This is a genomic window from Aeromonas sp. sif0611 (genome assembly GCF_019218845.1).
Lineage (GTDB): Bacteria > Pseudomonadota > Gammaproteobacteria > Enterobacterales > Aeromonadaceae > Aeromonas > Aeromonas media.
In genome coordinates, this window is record NZ_JAHUWU010000007.1 from 102815 (window position 1) to 122194 (window position 19380).

17 protein-coding genes and 1 pseudogene are annotated in these 19380 nt (G+C 65.6%); 13 read left to right on the top strand and 5 right to left on the bottom strand.

Annotated elements, in window-relative coordinates; all coding sequences use genetic code 11:
- Positions 1 to 58: 58 nt before the first annotated feature.
- On the bottom strand, positions 59 to 1447 hold the full coding sequence (locus KW824_RS16350) for an MFS transporter (protein ID WP_218410329.1): 1389 nt from the start codon (positions 1445 to 1447) through the stop codon (positions 59 to 61).
- Between the two features lie 186 nt (positions 1448 to 1633).
- On the opposite strand from KW824_RS16350, the gene KW824_RS16355 reads away from it, so the two are divergent.
- The 12 genes from KW824_RS16355 to rraA all read left to right on the top strand — a co-directional run bounded on the left by KW824_RS16355 (position 1634) and on the right by rraA (position 16004).
- Positions 1634 to 2554: a LysR family transcriptional regulator gene (locus KW824_RS16355; RefSeq protein WP_218410330.1), complete on the top strand. Its 921-nt coding sequence runs from the start codon at positions 1634 to 1636 to the stop codon at positions 2552 to 2554.
- 131 nt (positions 2555 to 2685) lie between these two features.
- The gene (locus KW824_RS16360) at positions 2686 to 3318 is read left to right on the top strand and encodes a TetR/AcrR family transcriptional regulator (RefSeq protein ID WP_042649178.1); all 633 of its coding nucleotides are present in this window, start codon (positions 2686 to 2688) and stop codon (positions 3316 to 3318) included.
- Between the two features lie 85 nt (positions 3319 to 3403).
- Complete coding sequence (gene hlyD, locus KW824_RS16365) at positions 3404 to 4372, top strand: secretion protein HlyD (RefSeq protein WP_218410331.1); 969 nt, start codon at positions 3404 to 3406, stop codon at positions 4370 to 4372.
- The gene (locus tag KW824_RS16370) at positions 4369 to 6108 is read left to right on the top strand and encodes an ATP-binding cassette domain-containing protein (protein ID WP_218410332.1); all 1740 of its coding nucleotides are present in this window, start codon (positions 4369 to 4371) and stop codon (positions 6106 to 6108) included. The genes hlyD and KW824_RS16370 overlap by 4 nt, the downstream gene beginning before the upstream one ends.
- On the top strand, positions 6105 to 7214 hold the full coding sequence (locus KW824_RS16375) for an ABC transporter permease (protein ID WP_218410333.1): 1110 nt from the start codon (positions 6105 to 6107) through the stop codon (positions 7212 to 7214). Before KW824_RS16370 ends, KW824_RS16375 begins: the two co-directional genes overlap by 4 nt.
- A 2-nt stretch (positions 7215 to 7216) precedes the next feature.
- Positions 7217 to 8305 carry an ABC transporter permease gene (locus KW824_RS16380; protein WP_218410334.1) on the top strand — a complete coding sequence of 363 codons (1089 nt, stop codon included), beginning with the start codon at positions 7217 to 7219 and terminating at the stop codon, positions 8303 to 8305.
- A gap of 199 nt (positions 8306 to 8504) precedes the next feature.
- On the top strand, positions 8505 to 11051 hold the full coding sequence (nirB, locus tag KW824_RS16385; protein WP_218410335.1) for a nitrite reductase large subunit NirB: 2547 nt from the start codon (positions 8505 to 8507) through the stop codon (positions 11049 to 11051).
- Between the two features lie 100 nt (positions 11052 to 11151).
- Positions 11152 to 11469 carry a nitrite reductase small subunit NirD gene (nirD, locus tag KW824_RS16390; protein ID WP_005328438.1) on the top strand — a complete coding sequence of 106 codons (318 nt, stop codon included), beginning with the start codon at positions 11152 to 11154 and terminating at the stop codon, positions 11467 to 11469.
- A gap of 51 nt (positions 11470 to 11520) precedes the next feature.
- Positions 11521 to 12333, top strand: a complete 813-nt coding sequence (nirC, locus tag KW824_RS16395) for a nitrite transporter NirC (RefSeq protein ID WP_218410336.1) — start codon at positions 11521 to 11523, stop codon at positions 12331 to 12333.
- A 12-nt stretch (positions 12334 to 12345) separates the two neighbouring features.
- The gene (gene cysG / locus KW824_RS16400; protein ID WP_218410337.1) at positions 12346 to 13752 is read left to right on the top strand and encodes a siroheme synthase CysG; all 1407 of its coding nucleotides are present in this window, start codon (positions 12346 to 12348) and stop codon (positions 13750 to 13752) included.
- A gap of 133 nt (positions 13753 to 13885) precedes the next feature.
- Complete coding sequence (gene mgtE, locus KW824_RS16405) at positions 13886 to 15310, top strand: magnesium transporter (protein WP_043128677.1); 1425 nt, start codon at positions 13886 to 13888, stop codon at positions 15308 to 15310.
- Between the two features lie 208 nt (positions 15311 to 15518).
- The gene (rraA, locus tag KW824_RS16410) at positions 15519 to 16004 is read left to right on the top strand and encodes a ribonuclease E activity regulator RraA (protein WP_005328442.1); all 486 of its coding nucleotides are present in this window, start codon (positions 15519 to 15521) and stop codon (positions 16002 to 16004) included.
- Between the two features lie 271 nt (positions 16005 to 16275).
- Here the strand turns inward: rraA and KW824_RS16415 are convergent, their stop codons facing one another.
- The 3 genes from KW824_RS16415 to KW824_RS16425 form a co-directional block, all read right to left on the bottom strand.
- On the bottom strand, positions 16276 to 16950 hold the full coding sequence (locus tag KW824_RS16415) for a 7-cyano-7-deazaguanine/7-aminomethyl-7-deazaguanine transporter (protein WP_042649188.1): 675 nt from the start codon (positions 16948 to 16950) through the stop codon (positions 16276 to 16278).
- A 93-nt stretch (positions 16951 to 17043) separates the two neighbouring features.
- Entirely contained in the window at positions 17044 to 17349 is a 306-nt protein-coding gene (locus KW824_RS16420) for a DUF3630 family protein (RefSeq protein ID WP_218410338.1), read from the bottom strand.
- A gap of 10 nt (positions 17350 to 17359) precedes the next feature.
- Positions 17360 to 18787: a YdiU family protein gene (locus tag KW824_RS16425; RefSeq protein WP_182787228.1), complete on the bottom strand. Its 1428-nt coding sequence runs from the start codon at positions 18785 to 18787 to the stop codon at positions 17360 to 17362.
- Positions 18788 to 18891: 104 nt separating this feature from the next.
- Here KW824_RS16425 and KW824_RS16430 point away from each other — a divergent pair, with 104 nt between their 5' ends.
- Complete coding sequence (locus tag KW824_RS16430) at positions 18892 to 19194, top strand: cytochrome c (protein WP_182787226.1); 303 nt, start codon at positions 18892 to 18894, stop codon at positions 19192 to 19194.
- A gap of 51 nt (positions 19195 to 19245) precedes the next feature.
- On the opposite strand, the pseudogene KW824_RS16435 reads toward KW824_RS16430, so the two are convergent.
- Positions 19246 to 19380: pseudogene (locus tag KW824_RS16435) on the bottom strand (HRDC domain-containing protein); the annotation flags it as partial.

Sequence of the window (19380 nt, forward strand, 5' to 3'; positions counted from 1 at the left end):
CTCGCCCTCCCGATAAAAAAACGCCTCCCTTCGCGGAGGCGTTTTTTATGCGTCCCGTTCAGGCACTGACCGGTACCCCCTCCCGGCGGCGCCCCACCAGCCAGAACGCCAGGCCAATCAGCAGCGCGCTCAGGGCAAAGAGAGCCCGGGTGCCGAACACCAGCTCGCTGGCCAGGGTCAGGCCCTGCTCGCCCACCAGGGCGGCGAACAGGCCACCGAGCCCGGCCACCCCGGTCAGCTGACCCAGATTGCGCGACAGGGTCAGCAGACCGGCCACGGCGCCCCGGGTCTGCTCACTCGCCTCCCCCACCACGGCACTGTTGTTGGCGGTCTGGAACAGGGCATAACCGGCGGTCAGCAGCAGTATGGGCAACAGATAGCCGAGCGGGCCGAACTGCCCAGCAGCCCCGGCCAGACCGAGGGCCGCAGCCCCCATGACTGCCAGCCCCAGTCGGACCACCTGTCGCGCCCCCAGCCTGTCCACCAGCCAGCCGGCGGGCATGCCCGTCAGGGCCGCCAGCAGGGGCCCGCCCGATATCATCAGGCCGACAGTCCCGAGACCGAGGCCGAAGACCCCCCTCAGGTAGAAGGGGCCTATGAGCAGGGTCAGCACCATGACGCTGGCCACCAGGGCGCTGGCGACAAGGCCGTGGCGCAGCCCCGGAGCCCCCAGCAACGCCAGCGGCAGCAGGGGCACAAGGGCGCGGTGCTCGCGGCGAATGAACGAGCCCGTGACAAGCAGGGCCCCCGCCCCCCACCAGAGGGCCAGGGCGCCCCCCAGGGTCAGCGCCAGGCCGTAGCAGAGCAGGGCCGCCACCAGCAGTGACAGGCTCGCGAGGTTCACCCCCTCTTCTTGTGGCGAGCAGTCGTCCCGGGGCAGACCGAGCCGGGCGCAGCCCAGTGCCAGCAGGCTGAGGGGCACCAGCAACAGGAAGGGGGCCTGCCAACCAAAGCTGGCCGTCAGCAGGCCGCCAAAGGAGGGGCCGAGCGCCGTGCCGCAGGCCGACAGGGTACCGAGCAGCCCCATGCCCCAGCCCCGCCGCGCCGGCGGCACCAGCTGGCCCACCATGGCCAGCGCCAGGGAGAGCATGCAGGCCGCAGCGATCCCCTGCAGGGCACGGGCCGCGATCAGCCAGCCTATGGTCGGCGCCAGGGCGCACAGCAATGAGGCCAGCGCAAAGAGCCCAAGCCCCAGGAGCAGCAGGCGACGCCGACCGAACCTGTCCCCCAGTCGACCGGCCACCACAGTCAGGCAGGTGATCCCCAGCAGATAGGCCACCAGCACCCACTGCAGACTGGCAAAAGGCACCGCAAAAGCCTGCCCCAGGGCAGGCAGTACCATGTTGGCCAGGCTCCCCCCCAGCATGGGCAGCAGGGTGGCGAGGCCGAGCGCCAGCAGGCCGAGGTGGCGGGTGGCAGGGGTCGGGAGAGAATTGAGTGATGACATGGCATGATCTTCGGCAGAGGATGATGTCCACAAGGCTAGCGGGAGGCATGATCAGGCGGAAGACGCACGACTTGCAGCTTATAGCTGCACAAGACGCCATATGAAGAGAGAGGTTCTCGCGTATGATGAAGCCTACCGGCCGTCATGGGTCATCACCCGGGATCCCGGCTCGACGAGGGCAATGCCATGAATACCCCCGACTTCAATCTGCTGCTGACCCTGGATGCCCTGCTGGACGAGGGCAGCGTGGCCGGTGCCGCCAGACGACTCTCCTTGAGCCCCTCCGCCATGAGCCGGGCCCTGGCCAGGCTGCGGGAGACCACGGGCGACCCCCTGCTGGTGCGGGCGGGCCGGGGTCTGGTGCCCACGCCGCGGGCCCTGGCCCTGCGCGCTCAGGTCAGCCAGCTGGTGCAGGATGCGCACGCCGTGCTGCGCCCCCAGCAGGAGATAGATCCGGCCCGGCTGGTGCGCACCTTTCGCCTGAGATCCAGTGACGGCTTCGTGGAGGCGGTCGGCCCTGCCCTGCTGGCCCGGCTCGCCGCCGAGGCCCCCGGGGTCAGGCTGCACTTCCTGGCCAAACCCGACAAGGGGAGCCGACCCCTGCGCAGCGGCGAGCTGGATTTCGAAACCGGCGTCATAGGCGCAGAGACGGCGCCCGAGCTGCGCACCCAGGCGCTGTTTCAGGACAGCTTCGTCGCCGTGGTACGTCCGGGCCACCCCCTGTGCGAGGGCCCCCTGACCGCCGCCCGCTATGCCGCCGCCCGCCACATACTGGTGTCGCGGCACGGGCTGGAGCAGGGCCCCATAGACGAGGCCCTGGCGCGCCTCGGGCTGACACGCGCGGCGGCGACCCTGGTCCCCGGCTTTGCCACTGCCCTGGCCCTGGTGCGGGGCAGCGACCTGGTGGCGACCGTGCCCGAGCGGCACTGCGCCGCCCTGCACGCCGATCTGGTAACCCTGCCCCTGCCCTTCCCGCTGGCAGGGATCAGGGTCGCCCTGATCTGGCACCCCAGCCAGGACGCCGATCCGGCTCACCGCTGGCTGCGCACCCTCATTCGCGAGACCTGCGCCCAGGCCCCCTATGGAGGGGAGACCCGGGCCACCTGATCCCGACTCCCCGGCGAGAGAACCCGGCTTCCTGCCGCCCCTTGTTCAAAAAAAGATCGGCCAGCCCCTTCCCCCGAATTTATACGATCGTATAATTCAGATCAAAATCTGTTCAGAAGGAGTCTTGCCAGATGCACCCCACTCGCCAAAAACTGCTCGATACCGGCCTTGCCATCGCGACCGACAAGGGGTTGCGCGGCCTCACGGTACGGGAGCTGGCAGCGGCGGCCGAGGTCAATCTCGGCACCTTCGTCTATCACTTCGGCAACCGTGACGCCTTTATCGACGAGCTGGTGGAGCTCTGGTACGCCCCCCTCTATGACGAGCTCAAGACGGTGGCGGCCAAAGGCACCTATCCCTGTGCCCTCGCGACCTTCGAGGCGACCATGGAGGCGTTGATCGGACTGGTGGCGCGCCAGCGCGGCTTCATCAACCACCTGTTTGGCGATGCGCTGGCGGGCGAAGGGGCAGCCCAGCGCTTTCTGCTCAGTCTGCCGCGCCGCCATCCCCTGCTGCTGATCGAACAGGTGCGCACAGCGCAGGCGGAAGGGTCGCTGGTGGCGGGCCACCCGCTCCAGCTGATGATCTTCATCATGGGTTCGGTCGGCCTGCCGCTGGTGATCGCCGGCAGCGGTCGCCAGCTCGGTTGGCTGCCCCCGGAGGCGGCCCCCTTTCTGTCCCAGATAGACAACCCCGAGGCTGCCCGGCAACGCCTGGCATGGGCCCTGCGCGGCCTGCGCCGCACCGAAGGAGATCCCGCATGAAACAACGCATCGCACTCCTGGCCGTGCTGCTGACCCTGTTCAGTGGCTACCTTTGGTGGCAGGGCCGCCCCGAAGGAGACCCGGTATGAAACAACGCATCGTCATCCTGGTCCTGCTGCTAACCGTTATCGGCGGTTATCTCTGGTGGCAGGGGCGCCCGGCCGACGGCTCCATCCTCTACGGCAACGTCGACATCCGCGATGTGAACCTGGCGTTCAGGGTCGGGGGCAGGATCAGCGAGGTGCTGGTGGATGAGGGGGACAGCGTGACAGCGGGTCAGCCTCTGGCCCGTCTCGATCCCGTGCCCCTCGCCCATGAGCGCGACAGTGCTCGCGCCAATCTGGCCGCCCTCACTGCAGCCAATGCCTTGATCCACAAGGGGTATCGCAGTGAAGAGCGCGATCGGGCACGGGCCGAACTGGCCGCCGCCGAGGCAGCTGCGCTCGAGGCAGAGCAGCAGTGGCGCCGCCAGAGCGCGCTGGCGGCGACCGGCGCCATCTCCCGCGGCCAGCTCGACAGCGCACGCTCCCAACGGGATCAGACCCAGGCCCAGGTGCGCTCAGCCCGCGAGCAGCTCGGCCAGCTCGAGACCGGCTACCGCCCGGAGGAGATAGCCCAGTCCGATGCCCAGCTACAGGGGGCCAAAGCGGCGCTGGCCAGTGCCGAACTGGCGCTCGCCGACGCGGCGCTGACAGCCCCGAGCGACGGCATCCTCCTCACCCGCGCCATCGAGATCGGCAGCATGGTCCAGCCGGGGGCCACCGCCTTCAACCTCTCCCTGACCGCGCCGGTCTGGGTGCGCGCCTATGTGGAGGAGCCCTGGCTCGGCCACTTCCCAAGCGGCGCCCGCGTGACCCTGACCACAGACTCGCGGCCGGACAAGCCCTATCAGGGGGTGGTGGGCTTCGTGTCGCCCAGCGCCGAATTCACGCCCAAATCGGTGGAGACGCCGGACCTTCGCACTCACCTGGTCTACCGGCTGCGCATAGTAGTGCAGGATCCTGACTCTGCCCTGCGCCAGGGGATGCCGGTCACCGTCAGGCTGCAGCCATGAATGCCGCCATCCAGCTCACCGGGCTCACCAAGCGCTTCGGCGAGCGGGTCGCCCTCAACGCCATCTCGGCCACCATTCCGACCGGCGGCATCACCGGCCTGGTGGGCCCCGACGGGGCAGGCAAGAGCACACTGCTGCGTCTGCTGGCCGGTCTGCTGGTGCCGGAGGCCGGGGAAATCCGGGTGCTCGGGCTGGATCCGGTGCGCGAGGGAGATGCCCTGCGTCAGCGCCTCGGCTACATGCCCCAGCAGTTCGGCCTCTACGAGGATCTCAGCGTGCAGGAGAACCTCAGCCTCTATGCTGACTTGCGCGGGGTGCTGGAGCCCGAACGCACCCCCACCTTTGCGCGCCTGCTCGCCTTCACCGATCTCGCCCGCTTCACCGCGCGGCCAGCGGGCAAGCTGTCGGGGGGGATGAAGCAGAAGCTGGGGCTGGCCTGCGCCCTGCTCGGCACCCCGGATGTGTTGCTGCTGGACGAGCCCGGGGTCGGGGTCGATCCCATCTCCCGCCGCGCCCTCTGGCAGATGGTGCGCGAGCTGGCCCAGGGAGGCATGACGGTGCTCTGGAGCACCGCCTATCTCGATGAGGCGGAGCTGTGCGACCACGTGCTGCTGATGGCGGATGGCGAGGTGCGCACCAGCGGTACGCCAGCCGACCTGATGGGGGCCATGGCCAGCCGCTGCTGGCTGCTGGAGGCGGGGCAACTGGATGGCCGCGAGCGGCGCGCCCTGCTGCGCCGCGCCCTGGCCCACCCGGCTGTGATGGATGGCGCCGTGGCGGGGGAGCGAGTGCGCCTGCTGCTGCACCCGGGCCAGATGCCGCCGCCCCTGGCGGAGCTGGGCCTCTTGGAAGGCGGCTTAGTGCCGACCCCTGCCCGGCTGGAAGATGCCTTTATCGATCTGCTCGGTGGCGGCCCGGGTGGGGAGTCCAGCCTGGCGCAGCTGATGCGCGAGGCCAGCCTGCCCGAGGGGGTCTCCCCGGAGGCGGTGATCGAGGCGCGCCGCCTCACCAAGCGGTTCGGCGACTTCACCGCCACCGACGACGTCAGCTTCGCGGTGCGCCGGGGGGAGATCTTCGGTCTGCTCGGCCCCAACGGCGCGGGCAAGTCCACCACCTTCAAGATGGAGTGCGGCCTGCTGCGCCCGAGCAGCGGGCAGGCGCTGGTGACCGGCATCGATCTCGCCCGCAGCCCCTCGGCGGCGCGTCAGCACCTCGGCTACATGGCCCAGAAGTTCTCCCTCTACAAGCAGCTCACCGTGGCCCAGAACCTGTCGTTCTTCGCCGGCATCTACGGCCTGTTCGGTCGCCAGCAGCAGACGCGCATCGACGCCATGGTGGAGGCGTTTGCCCTCGCCCCCTGGCTCGGCCAGCAGACGGAATCTCTGCCCCTTGGCCTGCGCCAGCGCTTATCGCTGGCCTGCGCCCTGCTCCACGAGCCGCCGCTGCTGTTTCTCGACGAGCCCACCTCAGGGGTCGATCCGGTGACCCGGCGGGAGTTCTGGTCCCACATCAATGCCCTGGCCGATCACGGGGTGACAGTGCTGGTCACCACCCACTTCATGGACGAGGCGGAGTATTGCGATCGCATCGCCCTCATCTACCGCGGTCGCCTGCTGGCCCTGGGCACCCCGGACGAGCTCAAGGGGTTGGCCGCCAAGGACACAAGCACCGCCTTGCCAACCATGGAAGAGGCCTTTATCACGCTAGTCGAGCAGGCCAGCGAGGAGGACGCATGAGCATCAACCGCCGCCGACTGCTGGCCCTGTGCCGCAAGGAGTCCCTGCAAATCGTGCGCGACCCCAGCAGCATCCTCATCGCCTTCATCATGCCCGTGGTGCTGCTGGTGGTGATGGGCTACGCCATCAACCTGGACGTGGACCACCTGCGGCTCGGTATCTGGCGCACCGATAGTGGCGCCCCGGCGGTGCGGCTAGAGCAGGCCCTTCGCGGCTCCACGGCGCTGGAAATCCACGGCGGCCCGAGCAAGGCGGCGCTGCTCGCCAGTCTGGAGCGCGGCGAGATCCGCGGCCTGCTGGTGATCGATGACGGCTTCTCCGCCGCCCTTGCCAGTCAGGGGGATGGCACGCCGAAAGCCCTGCTGCTCACCGACGGCTCCGAACCCAACACGGCGAACTTCGTCACCCACTACGTACAGGGGATCTGGCAGGGGTGGCTCGCCAAAGAGGGATTCTCCTTGCCGGTGGCGGTGGAGAGCCGCGCCTGGTTCAACCCGGCGCTGGTGAGCCGCAACTTCCTGGTGCCCGGCTCCATCGCCGTGGTGATGACCATCATAGGTGCCCTGCTCACCTCCCTGGTGGTAGCCCGGGAGTGGGAGCGCGGCACCATGGAGGCGCTGCTCGCCACCCCGGTGACCAAGGCAGAGCTACTGCTCTCCAAGCTGCTGCCCTACTACGGGCTCGGCATCGCCGCCATGCTCATCTGCCTGCTCTTCTCGGTGGCCGTGATGGGGGTGCCCTGGCGCGGCTCGCTGATCTCCCTGTTCGTGCTCACCACCCTGTTTCTCGGCAGCGCCCTCGGGCTCGGGCTCTTTCTCTCCACCGTGATGCGCAACCAGTTCAATGCCGCCCAGGCCGCGCTGACGGCGGCCTTTCTGCCGGCCATGATGCTCTCGGGCTTCGTGTTCGAGATCGCCAGCATGCCACCGCTGTTGCGGGCCATCACCCACCTGATCCCGGCCCGCTACTTCGCGAGCTCGTTGCAGACCCTCTACCAGGCGGGCAACGTGCTCTCCATCCTGCTGGTCAACGCTGTCTGCCTGCTGCTGCTGGCCGCCTTCTGGTTGGCCCTCACCGCCCGCAAGACGCGGCGCACCCTGGAGTAAACATGCTGATCCGACTCTGGTGGCTGATCCGGAAAGAGCTGCAGGCCCTGCTTGGCAATACCCAGGGGCGCTTCCTGCTCATCATGCCGGTGCTGCTGCAAACGGCCCTCTTCCCCTTCGCCGCCACCCTGGAGGTGACCGGCAACACGCTCGCCATCTATGACCAGGATGGAGGGGCGCAGAGCCGGGAGCTCATCGAGCGCCTCACCCACCTGCCCGCCTTCACCACAGTGATGACGGTGGCGGGCGAGACCGGGATGACAGATGCCATCACCGGGCAACAGGCGCTGATCGGCCTCATCATCCCGCAGGATTTCTCCCGCCGGCTGGCCAGGGGCGAACAGGCCAGGCTGCAACTCATCATCGACGGACGCCGCTCCAACGGGGGTCAGGTGGCGGCGGGCTACATCAATGAGGTCATCGCCCGCTGGCAGAGCGAGGGCAAGGCGCAGCCCGAACTGGCGGTGCGCCACCTCTACAACCCCAACATCGAGTTCAGCTGGCACATATTGCCCTCCCTGGTGGCCATCATCACCACGGTCGGCTGCCTCATCGTCACAGCCCTGTCGGTGGCACGGGAGCGAGAAGAGGGCACCTTCGATCAGTTGCTGGTCTCCCCCCTCACCGCGGGCTGGATCATGGCGGGCAAGGCGGTACCCGGCATCCTGGTGGCGGTGGGCCAGGGCACCATAGTCGCGCTGGCGGCCCGCTTCCTCTATCAGGTGCCGTTTGGCGGCAGCACCACCTTGCTGATGGCGGGCATGGTTTGCTACGGCCTGGCGCTGGCGGGGATAGGGCTCTTCGTCTCGTCGCTCTGTTCGACCCAGCAGCAGGCGTTTCTCGGGGTCTTCTCCTTCATGGTGCCGGCGGTGATCCTCTCCGGTTATGTCTCCCCCATCGAGAACATGCCGCAGCTGTTCCAGTGGCTGGCGGCCGTGGATCCCCTCAGCCACTTCATCCTGCTGCTCAAGGGGGTCTTCCTCAAGGATCTCGGCTGGTCGGCGGCCTGGCCCCTGCTCTGGCCCCTGCTCGCCATCGCCGGTGTCACCCTCTCCCTGGCGCTGGCCATGTTCCGCCGCCATATCGCCTGATGACCCGGCCCCTGCCAGGGCCGCACCGGACACGGAAACCGTCAACTGGTATACCCATTTATGCATAGGTTTGAATTTCCTCGAATTACCCCTGAGGAGATATATAAATAGACACTTGATTTACATCAATTGCCCACCGCCCCTAACTGGGTAGCCTAACGTCAGATTGATGTTTTATTACTCCAAAATTGAGGCAACCATGAGCAAAGTCAGACTGGTCGTTGTGGGCAACGGCATGGTGGGGCACCGCTTCATCGAAGAGCTGATCGAGCGGGCCGACCCGGGCCGCTACGAGATCACCGTCTTCGGTGCAGAACCCCGTCCCGCCTACGATCGCGTCCATCTCTCCTCCTACTTCTCCCATCACACCAGCGAAGATCTCTCCCTCGTCAAACCCGGTTTCTACGACAAGCACGGCATCCGCCTGCTGCTCGGCGAAGCGGTGAAAAAAATCGACAGAACGACCCGCGAAGTGCACTCCAACAAGGGCACTGTGGTCGGTTACGACAAGCTGGTGCTGGCCACCGGTTCCTACCCCTGGGTTCCCCCCATTCAGGGCAGCCAGCACCACGAGTGCTTCGTCTATCGCACCATCGAGGATCTGAAAGCCATCCGCAGCGCCGCCAAGAGCAGCAAGAGCGGGGTGGTGATCGGTGGCGGTCTGCTTGGCCTCGAAGCCGCCGGCGCCCTCAAGGCACTGGGTCTGGAGACCCACGTGGTGGAGTTTGCCCCGGTGCTGATGGCCGAACAGCTCGACGGTCAGGGCGGCCAGCTGCTGCGCCGCAAGATTGAATCCATGGGCGTGCAGGTGCACACCAGCAAGAGCACCAGCGAGATCCTGATGCACGGCGGCCGCGACGCCCAGCACCGCCTCGCCTTCGCCGACGGCAGCACGCTTGAAGTGGACGTGGTGGTCTTCTCCACCGGCATCCGCCCGCAGGATACCCTGGGCCGTTACTGTGAACTGGCCATTGCCGACCGTGGCGGCGTGCTGATCGACGATCACTGCCTCACCTCCGACCCCGACATCTATGCCATCGGCGAGTGCGCCGCCTGGCAGGGCCGCTTCTTCGGCCTGGTGGCCCCGGGCTACAAGATGGCCCAGATCACCGTCGACCACCTGCTGGGCGGCGACAGCTGCTTCGAAGGGGCGGACATGAGCGCCAAGCTCAAGCTGCTCGGCGTCTCCGTCGGTTCCATCGGCGATGCCCATGGCCGCACCCCGGGCAGCCACAGCTATGTGTTCCAGGATGACCAGGCTGGCGTCTACAAGAAAATAGTGGTGAGCGAAGACAACAGCCGATTGCTCGGCGCCGTGCTGGTGGGTGACGTGGATGACTACGGCAACCTGCTGCAGCTGATGCTCAACGCCCTGCCGCTGCCGAGCCACCCGGACACCCTGATCCTGCCCGCCTATGCCGGTGCCAAGCCGACCCTGGGGGTGGATGCCCTGCCTTCAACCGCCCAGATCTGCTCCTGCTTCGACGTCTCCAAGGGCGACATCGCCCAGGCGGTGGCCGAGGGTCACACCACCCTGGCCGCCATCAAGCAGCACACCAAGGCCGGTACCGGCTGTGGTGGCTGCGTGCCGCTCATCAGCCAGGTGCTCAACGCCGAGCTGGTGAAGCAGGGCATCGAGGTCAACAACCACCTCTGCGCCCACTTCCCCTACTCCCGTCAGGAGCTGTTCCACCTGGTCAAGGTGGAGGGGATCAAGAGCTTCGACGAGCTGCTGGCCAAGCACGGTCACGGCCATGGCTGCGAGGTGTGCAAACCGACCGTCGGCTCCATCCTCGCCTCCTGCTGGAACGACTATGTGCTGAGCCCGCTCAATACCCAGTTGCAGGACACCAACGACATCTTCCTCGGCAACATGCAAAAGGACGGCAGCTACTCCGTCATCCCGCGCATGGCCGGTGGTGAAGTGACCCCGGAAGGGCTGCTGGCGGTGGCCGAAGTGGCCCGCGACTACAAGCTCTACACCAAGATCACCGGCGCCCAGCGCATCGGCCTGTTCGGAGCCCAGAAGGATGACCTGCCCGCCATCTGGCGCAAACTGCTGGCGGCGGGCTTCGAGACCGGTCAGGCCTACGCCAAGGCGCTGCGCATGGCCAAGACCTGCGTCGGCAGCACCTGGTGCCGCTTCGGCGTGCAGGACAGCGTCGGCCTCGGGGTCTTCCTCGAGAACCGCTACAAGGGTATTCGCACCCCCCACAAGATGAAGTTAGGTGTCTCCGGCTGTACTCGTGAATGTGCGGAAGCCCAGGGCAAGGACGTTGGCATCATCGCCACCGATGCGGGCTGGAACCTCTATGTGGGCGGCAATGGCGGCATGAAGCCGCGCCACGCCGATCTGCTGGCGTCTGACCTCGACCGCGAGACCCTGATCAGGCTGATCGACCGCTTTATGATGTTCTACGTCACCAGCGCCGACAAACTGCAGCGCACCTCGGTCTGGCTCGGCAACCTGGAAGGGGGCGTCGACTACCTGCGCGAAGTGATCGTCGACGACAAGCTGGGGCTGGCCGACACCCTGGAGCGCGATATCCAGACCCTGATCGACAGCTACGAGTGCGAATGGTCGCGCACCCTCAACGAAGAGGAGGCACTCAAGCGATTCAGCCACTTCATCAACAGCGACAAGCGCGACCCGGACGTCCAGTTCGTCAGCGAGCGCGACCAGCACAGGCCCGCCACCCCGGCCGAGCGCATCCCCGTCTACCAGATCGAGGTGGAAACCAAATGATGAAACTTGCCTGCCAACGCAATGACATCCTGTCGGGCTGCATGGACGTTTGCGCCCTGCTCGATAGCCAGTTCATCCAACTCGACGTGGAGATTAAGCGATGAAACTTGCCTGCCAACTCAACGACATCATGCCGGGAACCGGTGTCTGCGCACTCATTGAGGGTCGCCAGATTGCCCTGTTCCGCCCGAGCGCGGCGGCCGAGGTGTTCGCCATCGACAACCGGGATCCCTTCTTCGCCGCCAACGTGCTGTCGCGCGGCATCATAGGTGAACACGAGGGTGAGCTCTGGGTCGCCAGCCCGCTCAAGAAGCAGCACTTCCGTCTGCGCGACGGCCACTGCCTCGAGAACGCCGCCATGTCGGTGCAAAGCTATCCCGTTGAAGTACGCGACCAGCAGGTCTGGGTTGCCGTCTAACACCATGCATATCAGGGCTGCCCGCGGGCGGCCCTCTTGAAGGAAATAAAGATGTATACCGACACCATCAACAAGTGCGCCGCCAACGCGGCCCGCATCAACCGCTTCGAGCGCAGCGACAAGCTCGGCTTCTGGCTGAGTTCTGCCATGGCGGGGGCCTATGTGGGCCTTGGCATCATCCTCATCTTCACCCTGGGCAACCTGGTGGACACGAGCATCCGTCCGCTGGTGATGGGGGCCACCTTCGGCATAGCCCTCACCTTAGTTGTCATCGCCGGCTCCGAGCTGTTCACCGGTCACACCATGTTCCTCACCTTCGGGGTGAAGACCGGCAAGATAGCCATGGCCGACCTGCTGCGCATCCTGCCGCAGACCTGGGCCGGCAACCTGCTCGGCTCCATCGCGGTGGCGCTGATCTACTCCTACGGCGGCAGCCTGCTGCCGGACGCAGGCAGCCTGGCGCACAAGGTGGCGCTGGCCAAGACCCAGGCACCGGCGCTGACCCTGTTCATGAAAGGGGTGCTGTGCAACTGGCTGGTCTGCCTCGCTATCTGGATGGCGCTGCGCACCGAGGGTGCCGCCAAGTTCATCGCCATCTGGTGGTGCCTGCTGGCATTCATCGCCTCCGGCTACGAGCACTCGGTCGCCAACATGACCCTGTTCGCCCTCTCCTGGTTCGGCGCCCATTCCGAGGCCTACACCCTGGGCGGCATCGGCCACAACCTGCTGTGGGTGACCCTGGGCAACACCGTCTCCGGCGCCCTCTTCATGGGCCTCGGCTACTGGTATGCCACCCCCAAGGCTGAGCGCCCGGTCGCGGTGAGCGACGCCACCACCACCATCAGCCAGACCCAAACCGCCTGATCAGGAGGCCCCATGGACTACTTGCCCATCTTTTGCCGACTCGACAACAAACCCGTGCTGCTGGTCGGCGGCGGCGAGGTAGCGGAGCGCAAGGCGCGCCTGCTGCTGGATGCCGGTGCCCACCTCACAGTCGTGGCGCCCGAGCTCGACCCCGAGCTGGCGGAACTGGCTGCCAACGGCAGCATCGAGTGGCTGGCCGGTGAATTCGCGCCGGCGCAACTGGCGGGCAAGTGGCTGGTGGTGGCCGCCACCGATCGGCGCGAGGTGAACGCCCTGGTCTACCAGAGCGCCAATCAGGCGCGGATCTTTGCCAACGTGGTGGACGACCCGAAACGCTCCAGCTTCATCATGCCGTCGATCATCGACCGCTCGCCGCTGATGGTGGCCATCTCCTCCGGCGGCAAAGCCCCGGTGCTGGCCCGGCTGCTGCGGGAAAAACTGGAAGCCCTGCTGCCCCAGCATCTGGGGGCAGTGGCGGCCTTCGCCGGCAGCCTGCGGGAGCGGGTCAAGGCGCGCTTCACCAGCATGGGGGAGCGGCGCCGCTTCTGGGAGCGGCTGCTCGGGGCAGACCGACTCGGGCAGGCGCTGGCGCGGGGGGATCACTCCTCTGCCAACCAGCTGGCCGACAACCTGTTTGCCGACGAAAGCCAGACCGGTGGCGAAGTGGTGCTGGTGGGAGCTGGCCCCGGCGATCCGGGCCTGCTCACCCTGCACGCCCTGCGCCAGATGCAGCAGGCGGACGTGGTGGTCTATGACCGGCTGGTCTCTGACGAAGTGATGGCGCTGGTGCGCCGCGACGCCAGGCGAATCTTCGTTGGCAAGCAGGCGGGCAACCACTGCGTGCCGCAGGAGGGGATCAACCAGCTCTTGCTGGACGAGGCGAAGAAGGGGCAACGGGTGGTGCGGCTGAAGGGGGGCGACCCCTTCATCTTCGGCCGTGGCGGCGAGGAGCTGGAGACGCTGGTCGGCAGCGGCATCGGTTTTCAAGTGGTGCCGGGGATCACGGCGGCCAGCGGTTGTGCGGCTTATGCCGGCATTCCGCTGACCCACCGCGATCACGCCCAGAGCGTGCGCTTCGTCACCGCCCACGGCAAAGGGGGCGCCCGGGATCTCGACTGGCCGCTACTGGCCAAAGACAAACAGACCCTGGTGTTCTACATGGGGCTTTCGTCTTGCGCCGTGATCCGCGAGCAACTGCTGACCCACGGCAAGGGGGGCGACACCCCGGTGGCGCTGATCGAGCGCGGCACCCAGCCAAGCCAGCGGGTCATTCGCGGCACCCTCGACCAGTTACCCGAGCTGGCGGCCGGGGTCGAGAGCCCAGCCCTGATTATGGTGGGATCCGTGGTGACGCTGGCCGACCAGCTCGCCTGGTTCGGGCAAGGATGTGCCGCAGACGCGGCCCTGGCTTCGGCCTGATATCACTTCATATGCCAACGCCACCTCAGGGTGGCGTTTCTTTTCCTGCATTTACTGTCATAACCTCTTGTTTTGAATTTGGTATCCTATGGAGCAAGGCCATCCGGCCAACCGAATTCAGGAATCTTGCTGCATGTCTCTCCCCCCCAAGAACAGCGCCAAACAGCGTGAACACGACAGAGCCCGCATCCTCACCCTGCTGCTGGCCGACGATGCCCTCACCGACAGCCTGCTCGATCCTCAAGGGGTGCAGGACGCCAAGCTGCGGGATCAGACCAGCGAGCTGACGCGCCTGGTCAACAGCCTGCCGGCCGCCGACGTCGCCGATGCCCTGGAGTCCCTGCCCCCGGACGAGCGCCACGTGCTCTGGCAACAGGTGGACCCGGAGCGCCATGGCCAGATCCTGGTCGAGGCGTCGGAGACGGTGTGGGACAGCCTGATCAGCGGCATGAGTGACAAGGCGCTGCTGCAGGCCCTGCGCAGCCTCGACATCGACGATCAGATCTATCTGGGCCAATACCTGCCTCGCAACCTGATGGGTCGGCTGCTCACCTCCATGGCCCCCGACCAGCGCGACCGGGTGCGGGAGGTGATCCGCTACGGCAAGCACACCGTCGGCGCCATGATGGATTTCGAGCTGATCACGGTGCGCGCCGAGGTAAGCCTGGCGACGGTGCAGCGCTACCTGCGCCAGCTTGGCAAGATCCCCGCCAACACCGACAAGCTGTTCGTCACCGACAGGCGCAACCGGCTGCAGGGGGAACTGCCGCTCACCACAGTGCTGCTGCACAAGCCGGAGACCAGGGTGGAAGACGTGATGGAGAAGGACCCCGTCACCTTCGATCCGGAAGACAACGATGAAGCCGCCGCTCGTACCTTCGAGCGGGACGATCTCGTCTCTGCCGCCGTGGTGGATGGCAAGGGCAAGCTGATGGGGCGGCTCACCGTCGCCGAAGTGGTGGACCTTGTCTATGAGGAGAGCGACACCGATCTGCGTCGCATGGGGGGGATCAGCGAGGAAGAAGACGTGTTCGCCCCTGTCGCCAAGGCGGTCAAGACCCGCTGGGCCTGGCTGGCGCTGAACCTCTGCACCGCTTTCGTGGCCTCCCGGGTCATAGGCCTGTTCGAGCACAGCATCTCGCAACTGGTGGCGCTGGCGGCCCTGATGCCCATCGTCGCAGGGATCGGTGGCAACACAGGCAACCAGACCATCACCATGATAGTGCGGGCCCTGGCGCTGCAGCACATCCAGCCGGGCAACGTCTCCTTCCTGCTGTGGCGGGAACTGGGAGTGGCGCTGATCAACGGTCTGGTGTGGGGCGGCACCATGGGGGTCGCGACCTACTTCCTCTATCAGGATGCGGCCCTGGGCGCCGTGATGACGCTCGCCATGGTGCTGAACCTGCTGGTGGCGGCCCTGATGGGGGTCATCATCCCCATGACCATGAGTCGGCTGGGGCGGGATCCGGCGGTGGGGGCCAGCGTGATGATCACCGCCATCACCGACACCGGCGGCTTCTTCATCTTCCTGGGTCTGGCGACCCTGTTCCTGCTCTAACCCCTGATGGCAGCCACCAGGGTGCCCGGCCCTGGTGGCCTCAGACCCCGGTAGCCCCGGATGGCAGGCCCTTATCCCGCACAGGAATTCGGGAGCCGCTGCCGCGATAAAAACGGGGATTCCCGCCTCTGGGCAAGGAATAGTCGTTGAAATGCCAACCCCACTCCTTATACTGGATCCACCTGTTTCCAGCGGTGGATCTGACACAATGGAATACAACACTTCAGAACTGTGCGACATCTATCAGGACATGGTGGATGTACTCGAACCCATGCTCTGCTCCTTCGGCGGCCGCGCCTCTTTCGGCGGCGTCATCACCACGGTCAAATGCTTCGAATCGAACGGTCTCATCCGTGAAGTCGTCAAAGAGAACGGCGTCGGCCGCGTGCTGCTGATCGACGGCGGCGGCTCCATGCGCCGGGCCCTGATCGACAGCGAGATCGCCACCACGGCGGCGGAAAACGAGTGGGAAGGCATCGTCTGCTACGGCTGCGTGCGCGAGGTCGACATCCTGGAAGATCTCGACATCGGCATCCAGGCCCTGGCCGCCATCCCGGTCGGTGCCGATCACAAGGATGTGGGAGAGACGGATCTGCCGGTCAACTTCGGCGGTGTCACCTTCCTGCCGGACGATCACCTCTACGCCGACACCACAGGGGTGATCCTCTCACCCGATGCGCTCGATATCGAATAAGCAGACACAGACTGAAGATGGGAGCCTAGGCTCCCATTTTTTATGGCTGCAACTTGCTGAAAAACAGACAAAAAAAGAGGGCCAGTAAACAACTGGCCCCTTAACTGGAAGCAATGTGAGCAATGTCGTGCCTTCACAAGAAGTCCATCACGTTGGAACGAATGAAGTCTTTCCCGGAAAACAAGGTAACAATAATCATTCTCATTTAACTGTGCAAGCCTTATTTGTAAAAAGTGCAAAAAAATGACCACCGCGCGGGTGGTCATTCTCGTCAGGCTTGTCGTGTGGCCGTTTTCAGACTGGCCAGGCCGGCCTCCCCCACCAGCTTGCGGCTGAGGTAGCGCAGCAGCACGCCGTAGAGTGGTACAAACAATCCCAGGCTTATCAGCAGCTTGAATACGTAATCCACGGTCGCGATCTCGACCCAGTGCTCGGCCATGAAGGGATCCGTGCTGCGCCAGAAGGCGATGCTGAAGAAGGCGATGGTATCCACCAGGTTGCCAAACAGGGTCGAGGCCGCCGGTGCCACCCACCAGGCCCTGAGCAGTCTCAGGCGGTTGAACACCACCACGTCCATGAACTGGCCCACCAGATAGGCCATGAAGCTGGCCAGGGCGATGCGCGCCACGAAGAGGTTGAACTCCGCCAGATTGCCCATGCCCTGATAACTGCCTTCGAAGAACAGCACGGAGAGCACATAGGAAACGGCCAGGGCCGGCAGCATCACGGTCTGGATGATCTTGCGGGCCAGTCCGGCACCGAAGATCCGCACCGTCAGATCGGTGGCCAGGAAGATGAACGGGAAGCTGAAGGCACCCCAGGTGGTGTGGAAGCCAAAGATGGTGATCGGCAGCTGCACCAGGTAGTTGCTGCTGGCGATGATCAGGATGTGGAACAACGAGAGGCGCACCAGCGCCGTCTGGTGCTGAGCAGGGGTCAGATTCATGTTGTGACCTTTTTGGTTAATGGGGTTAGGGAACCCATACCGCCACCATGGCGATAATTGAGGGGCGAGATTATACGCCCCGACGCGGATAGTTCAATCCTTATGCGATGAGGCGGCTGAGTGCTGACGGCCGAGCCAGAGCACCACCTCCCTGTCGTCCGGGTGCACCGCCTCCAGCCAGCAGCCGCTGTGCTGCTCATACTCCAGCCGCAACCGGCTGCCTTCGAACTCCAGCAGCCAGCTGTGGCGATCCGCGCCCCACTCCTGCTCGAGCGGTATAAGCTCCCACCCCTCGACCAGCTCTTTGGCAAGAGCCGGGAAGTTGTCCCAGTCAAGGCCCGGGCAGGCCAGCAACACCACCCCGGCCTCCCGATCCGTCTGCATGACACGCCAGTTCATCTGTTGTTCCTCAACTGCTGCAAGAGAGCTCGCCACCGCAATACCACTGGGGAACCGGGGTCGCCAGATCCTCGTATTCCGGCTGCTCGTCATAAGGGCGCTGCAGGGCGGCAAACAGCCGCTCGAACGGCGCCATGTTCCCCGTCTCGGCGGCGTCTATCGCCTGCTGGGCCAAGGCATTGCGCAGCACGTACTTGGGATTGACAGCATCCATCCGCACCTTGCGCGCCGCATCCTGGCTCCCTTCACGGACCAGCCGGGCCCGATAGGTTTCGAGCCACTCCTGCCAGGCGGCCGGGTCCGGCAACAGCGCCAGCAGGGAGGCGGGCCACTCCCCCTGGGTGGTCAGCTCACCCAAGCGACGCAGGAAGAGGTGATAGTCCACCCGATGTGCCGCCAGCAACTGGAACAGCTGACGGAACAGGGCCGGGTCTTCATCCTCCCAGGTCTCCAGGCCAAGCCGGGCGCGCATCAGTTCGGAGTAGTGCAACATCAGCTGATGTTCGTACTGGGCCAGGGCCGCCGCCAGGGCGTCGCCGTCCACCTGATCCGCCAGCGCCTGGGCCAGCTTCTGCAGGTTCCAGTAACCCACCGCCGGCTGCTGATCCAGGGCGTAGCGGCCACCCGGATCCGAGTGGTTGCAGACAAAATCCGGCACATAGGCATCGATGAAACCGTAGGGGCCGTAATCCAGGGTCAGCCCGAGCAGGGACATGTTGTCTGTGTTCATCACCCCGTGACAGAAGCCCGCCGCCTGCCACTTGGCGATGAGGCGCGCGGTGCGCCGCACCACCTCGGCGAACAGCTCGGCACCGCTTTCCAGTTCGGGGAAGTGGTGACGCAGCAGATAATCGATGAGAGCCGGGATCTTCTCCCCCTGGCCGCTCCAGGCGAAGTACTCGAAGTGGCCGAAGCGCAGGTGGCTGGGCGCTGTGCGCAGCACTGTCGCCCCGCTCTCGACCTGCTCCCGGTAGACGGGTTCGTCACTGCCCACCAGCACCAGGGCCCGGGTGGTCGGAATGCCGAGGGCATGGAGCGCTTCTGAGGCGAGGTATTCGCGGATGCTGGAGCGCAGCACGGCACGGCCGTCGCCGAAGCGGGAAAACGGCGTCTTGCCCGCCCCCTTCAGGTGCAGATCCCAGCGCTGACCATCCGGCGCCAACTGCTCCCCCAGCAGCAGGGCGCGGCCATCCCCCAGGCGCGGACTGTAGCCACCGAACTGGTGCCCCGCATAGACCTGGGCCACCGGCTGCATACCCGGCAACGGCTGCCCCAACCCACAGCAGGCGAGCCAGTCAGCCTCACCGATCCCGTCCAGCCCCAGTTCCCGCAACAGCCCCTGATTGAGGTGCAGCAGCCTGGGTGCACGCAGAGGCTGAGGAGCCACGGGCTCGCAGGCCCAGGGCAGTTCGGTGGCGAAAGTGTTGATCAGCTTCATGGTGGTGTGGTTCGTCCCTGCGTATGCTCGTGTCACTCTTTATACCGCCGTCTGCCCGCTCAGGCTAACAGGCGATCGCGCTATTTCATTTCACGGAGAAAACAATGCAAAAATGGATATATGCCCTGCCCCTGCTGGCACTGGCCTGGGGACATCAGGTCAAGGCCGCCGACATCGAAGCGGGCAAGGCCAAGGCGCCTGTCTGCGTCGCCTGTCATGGGGTGGATGGCAAGGCGAGTGTCCCCGTCTATCCCCATCTGGCCGGACAGAACGCTGCCTATCTGCTGAAACAGATGAAAGCCTTCAAGGAGGGTAGCCGCACCGAGCCATTGATGGCACCCTTCATGGCGATGCTGACCGAGGCGGATATGGAGAATCTGGCGGCCTATTATGCCAGCCTGAAGTAGCCCGGCGGCGCCCTATCCCCGATGCGGTCGATCACGCTTCGCTAATCGACCCTAGCGGCGGCAGTAGTCGATGATAAGGTCCATAAAAACCTCGCCGAAGCGCTCCAGCTTGCGGTGACCGACGCCGATGACCGTCAGCATCTCGTCCTCGGTCATCGGCATGAGCTGGGCCATCTCCACCAGGGT

Excerpts from the sequence above, each read along its gene's own strand:
- KW824_RS16380 (WP_218410334.1), top strand. The coding sequence starts at position 7,217 with ATGCTGATCCGACTCTGGTGGCTGATCCGGAAAGAGCTGCAGGCCCTG.
- hlyD (WP_218410331.1), top strand. The coding sequence starts at position 3,404 with ATGAAACAACGCATCGTCATCCTGGTCCTGCTGCTAACCGTTATCGGC.
- rraA (WP_005328442.1), top strand. The coding sequence starts at position 15,519 with ATGGAATACAACACTTCAGAACTGTGCGACATCTATCAGGACATGGTG.
- KW824_RS16420 (WP_218410338.1), bottom strand. The coding sequence starts at position 17,349 with ATGAACTGGCGTGTCATGCAGACGGATCGGGAGGCCGGGGTGGTGTTG.
- KW824_RS16415 (WP_042649188.1), bottom strand. The coding sequence starts at position 16,950 with ATGAATCTGACCCCTGCTCAGCACCAGACGGCGCTGGTGCGCCTCTCG.
- KW824_RS16355 (WP_218410330.1), top strand. The coding sequence starts at position 1,634 with ATGAATACCCCCGACTTCAATCTGCTGCTGACCCTGGATGCCCTGCTG.
- cysG (WP_218410337.1), top strand. The coding sequence starts at position 12,346 with ATGGACTACTTGCCCATCTTTTGCCGACTCGACAACAAACCCGTGCTG.
- KW824_RS16375 (WP_218410333.1), top strand. The coding sequence starts at position 6,105 with ATGAGCATCAACCGCCGCCGACTGCTGGCCCTGTGCCGCAAGGAGTCC.
- KW824_RS16425 (WP_182787228.1), bottom strand. The coding sequence starts at position 18,787 with ATGAAGCTGATCAACACTTTCGCCACCGAACTGCCCTGGGCCTGCGAG.
- KW824_RS16430 (WP_182787226.1), top strand. The coding sequence starts at position 18,892 with ATGCAAAAATGGATATATGCCCTGCCCCTGCTGGCACTGGCCTGGGGA.
- nirB (WP_218410335.1), top strand. The coding sequence starts at position 8,505 with ATGAGCAAAGTCAGACTGGTCGTTGTGGGCAACGGCATGGTGGGGCAC.
- nirC (WP_218410336.1), top strand. The coding sequence starts at position 11,521 with ATGTATACCGACACCATCAACAAGTGCGCCGCCAACGCGGCCCGCATC.
- mgtE (WP_043128677.1), top strand. The coding sequence starts at position 13,886 with ATGTCTCTCCCCCCCAAGAACAGCGCCAAACAGCGTGAACACGACAGA.
- KW824_RS16350 (WP_218410329.1), bottom strand. The coding sequence starts at position 1,447 with ATGTCATCACTCAATTCTCTCCCGACCCCTGCCACCCGCCACCTCGGC.
- nirD (WP_005328438.1), top strand. The coding sequence starts at position 11,152 with ATGAAACTTGCCTGCCAACTCAACGACATCATGCCGGGAACCGGTGTC.
- KW824_RS16370 (WP_218410332.1), top strand. The coding sequence starts at position 4,369 with ATGAATGCCGCCATCCAGCTCACCGGGCTCACCAAGCGCTTCGGCGAG.
- KW824_RS16360 (WP_042649178.1), top strand. The coding sequence starts at position 2,686 with ATGCACCCCACTCGCCAAAAACTGCTCGATACCGGCCTTGCCATCGCG.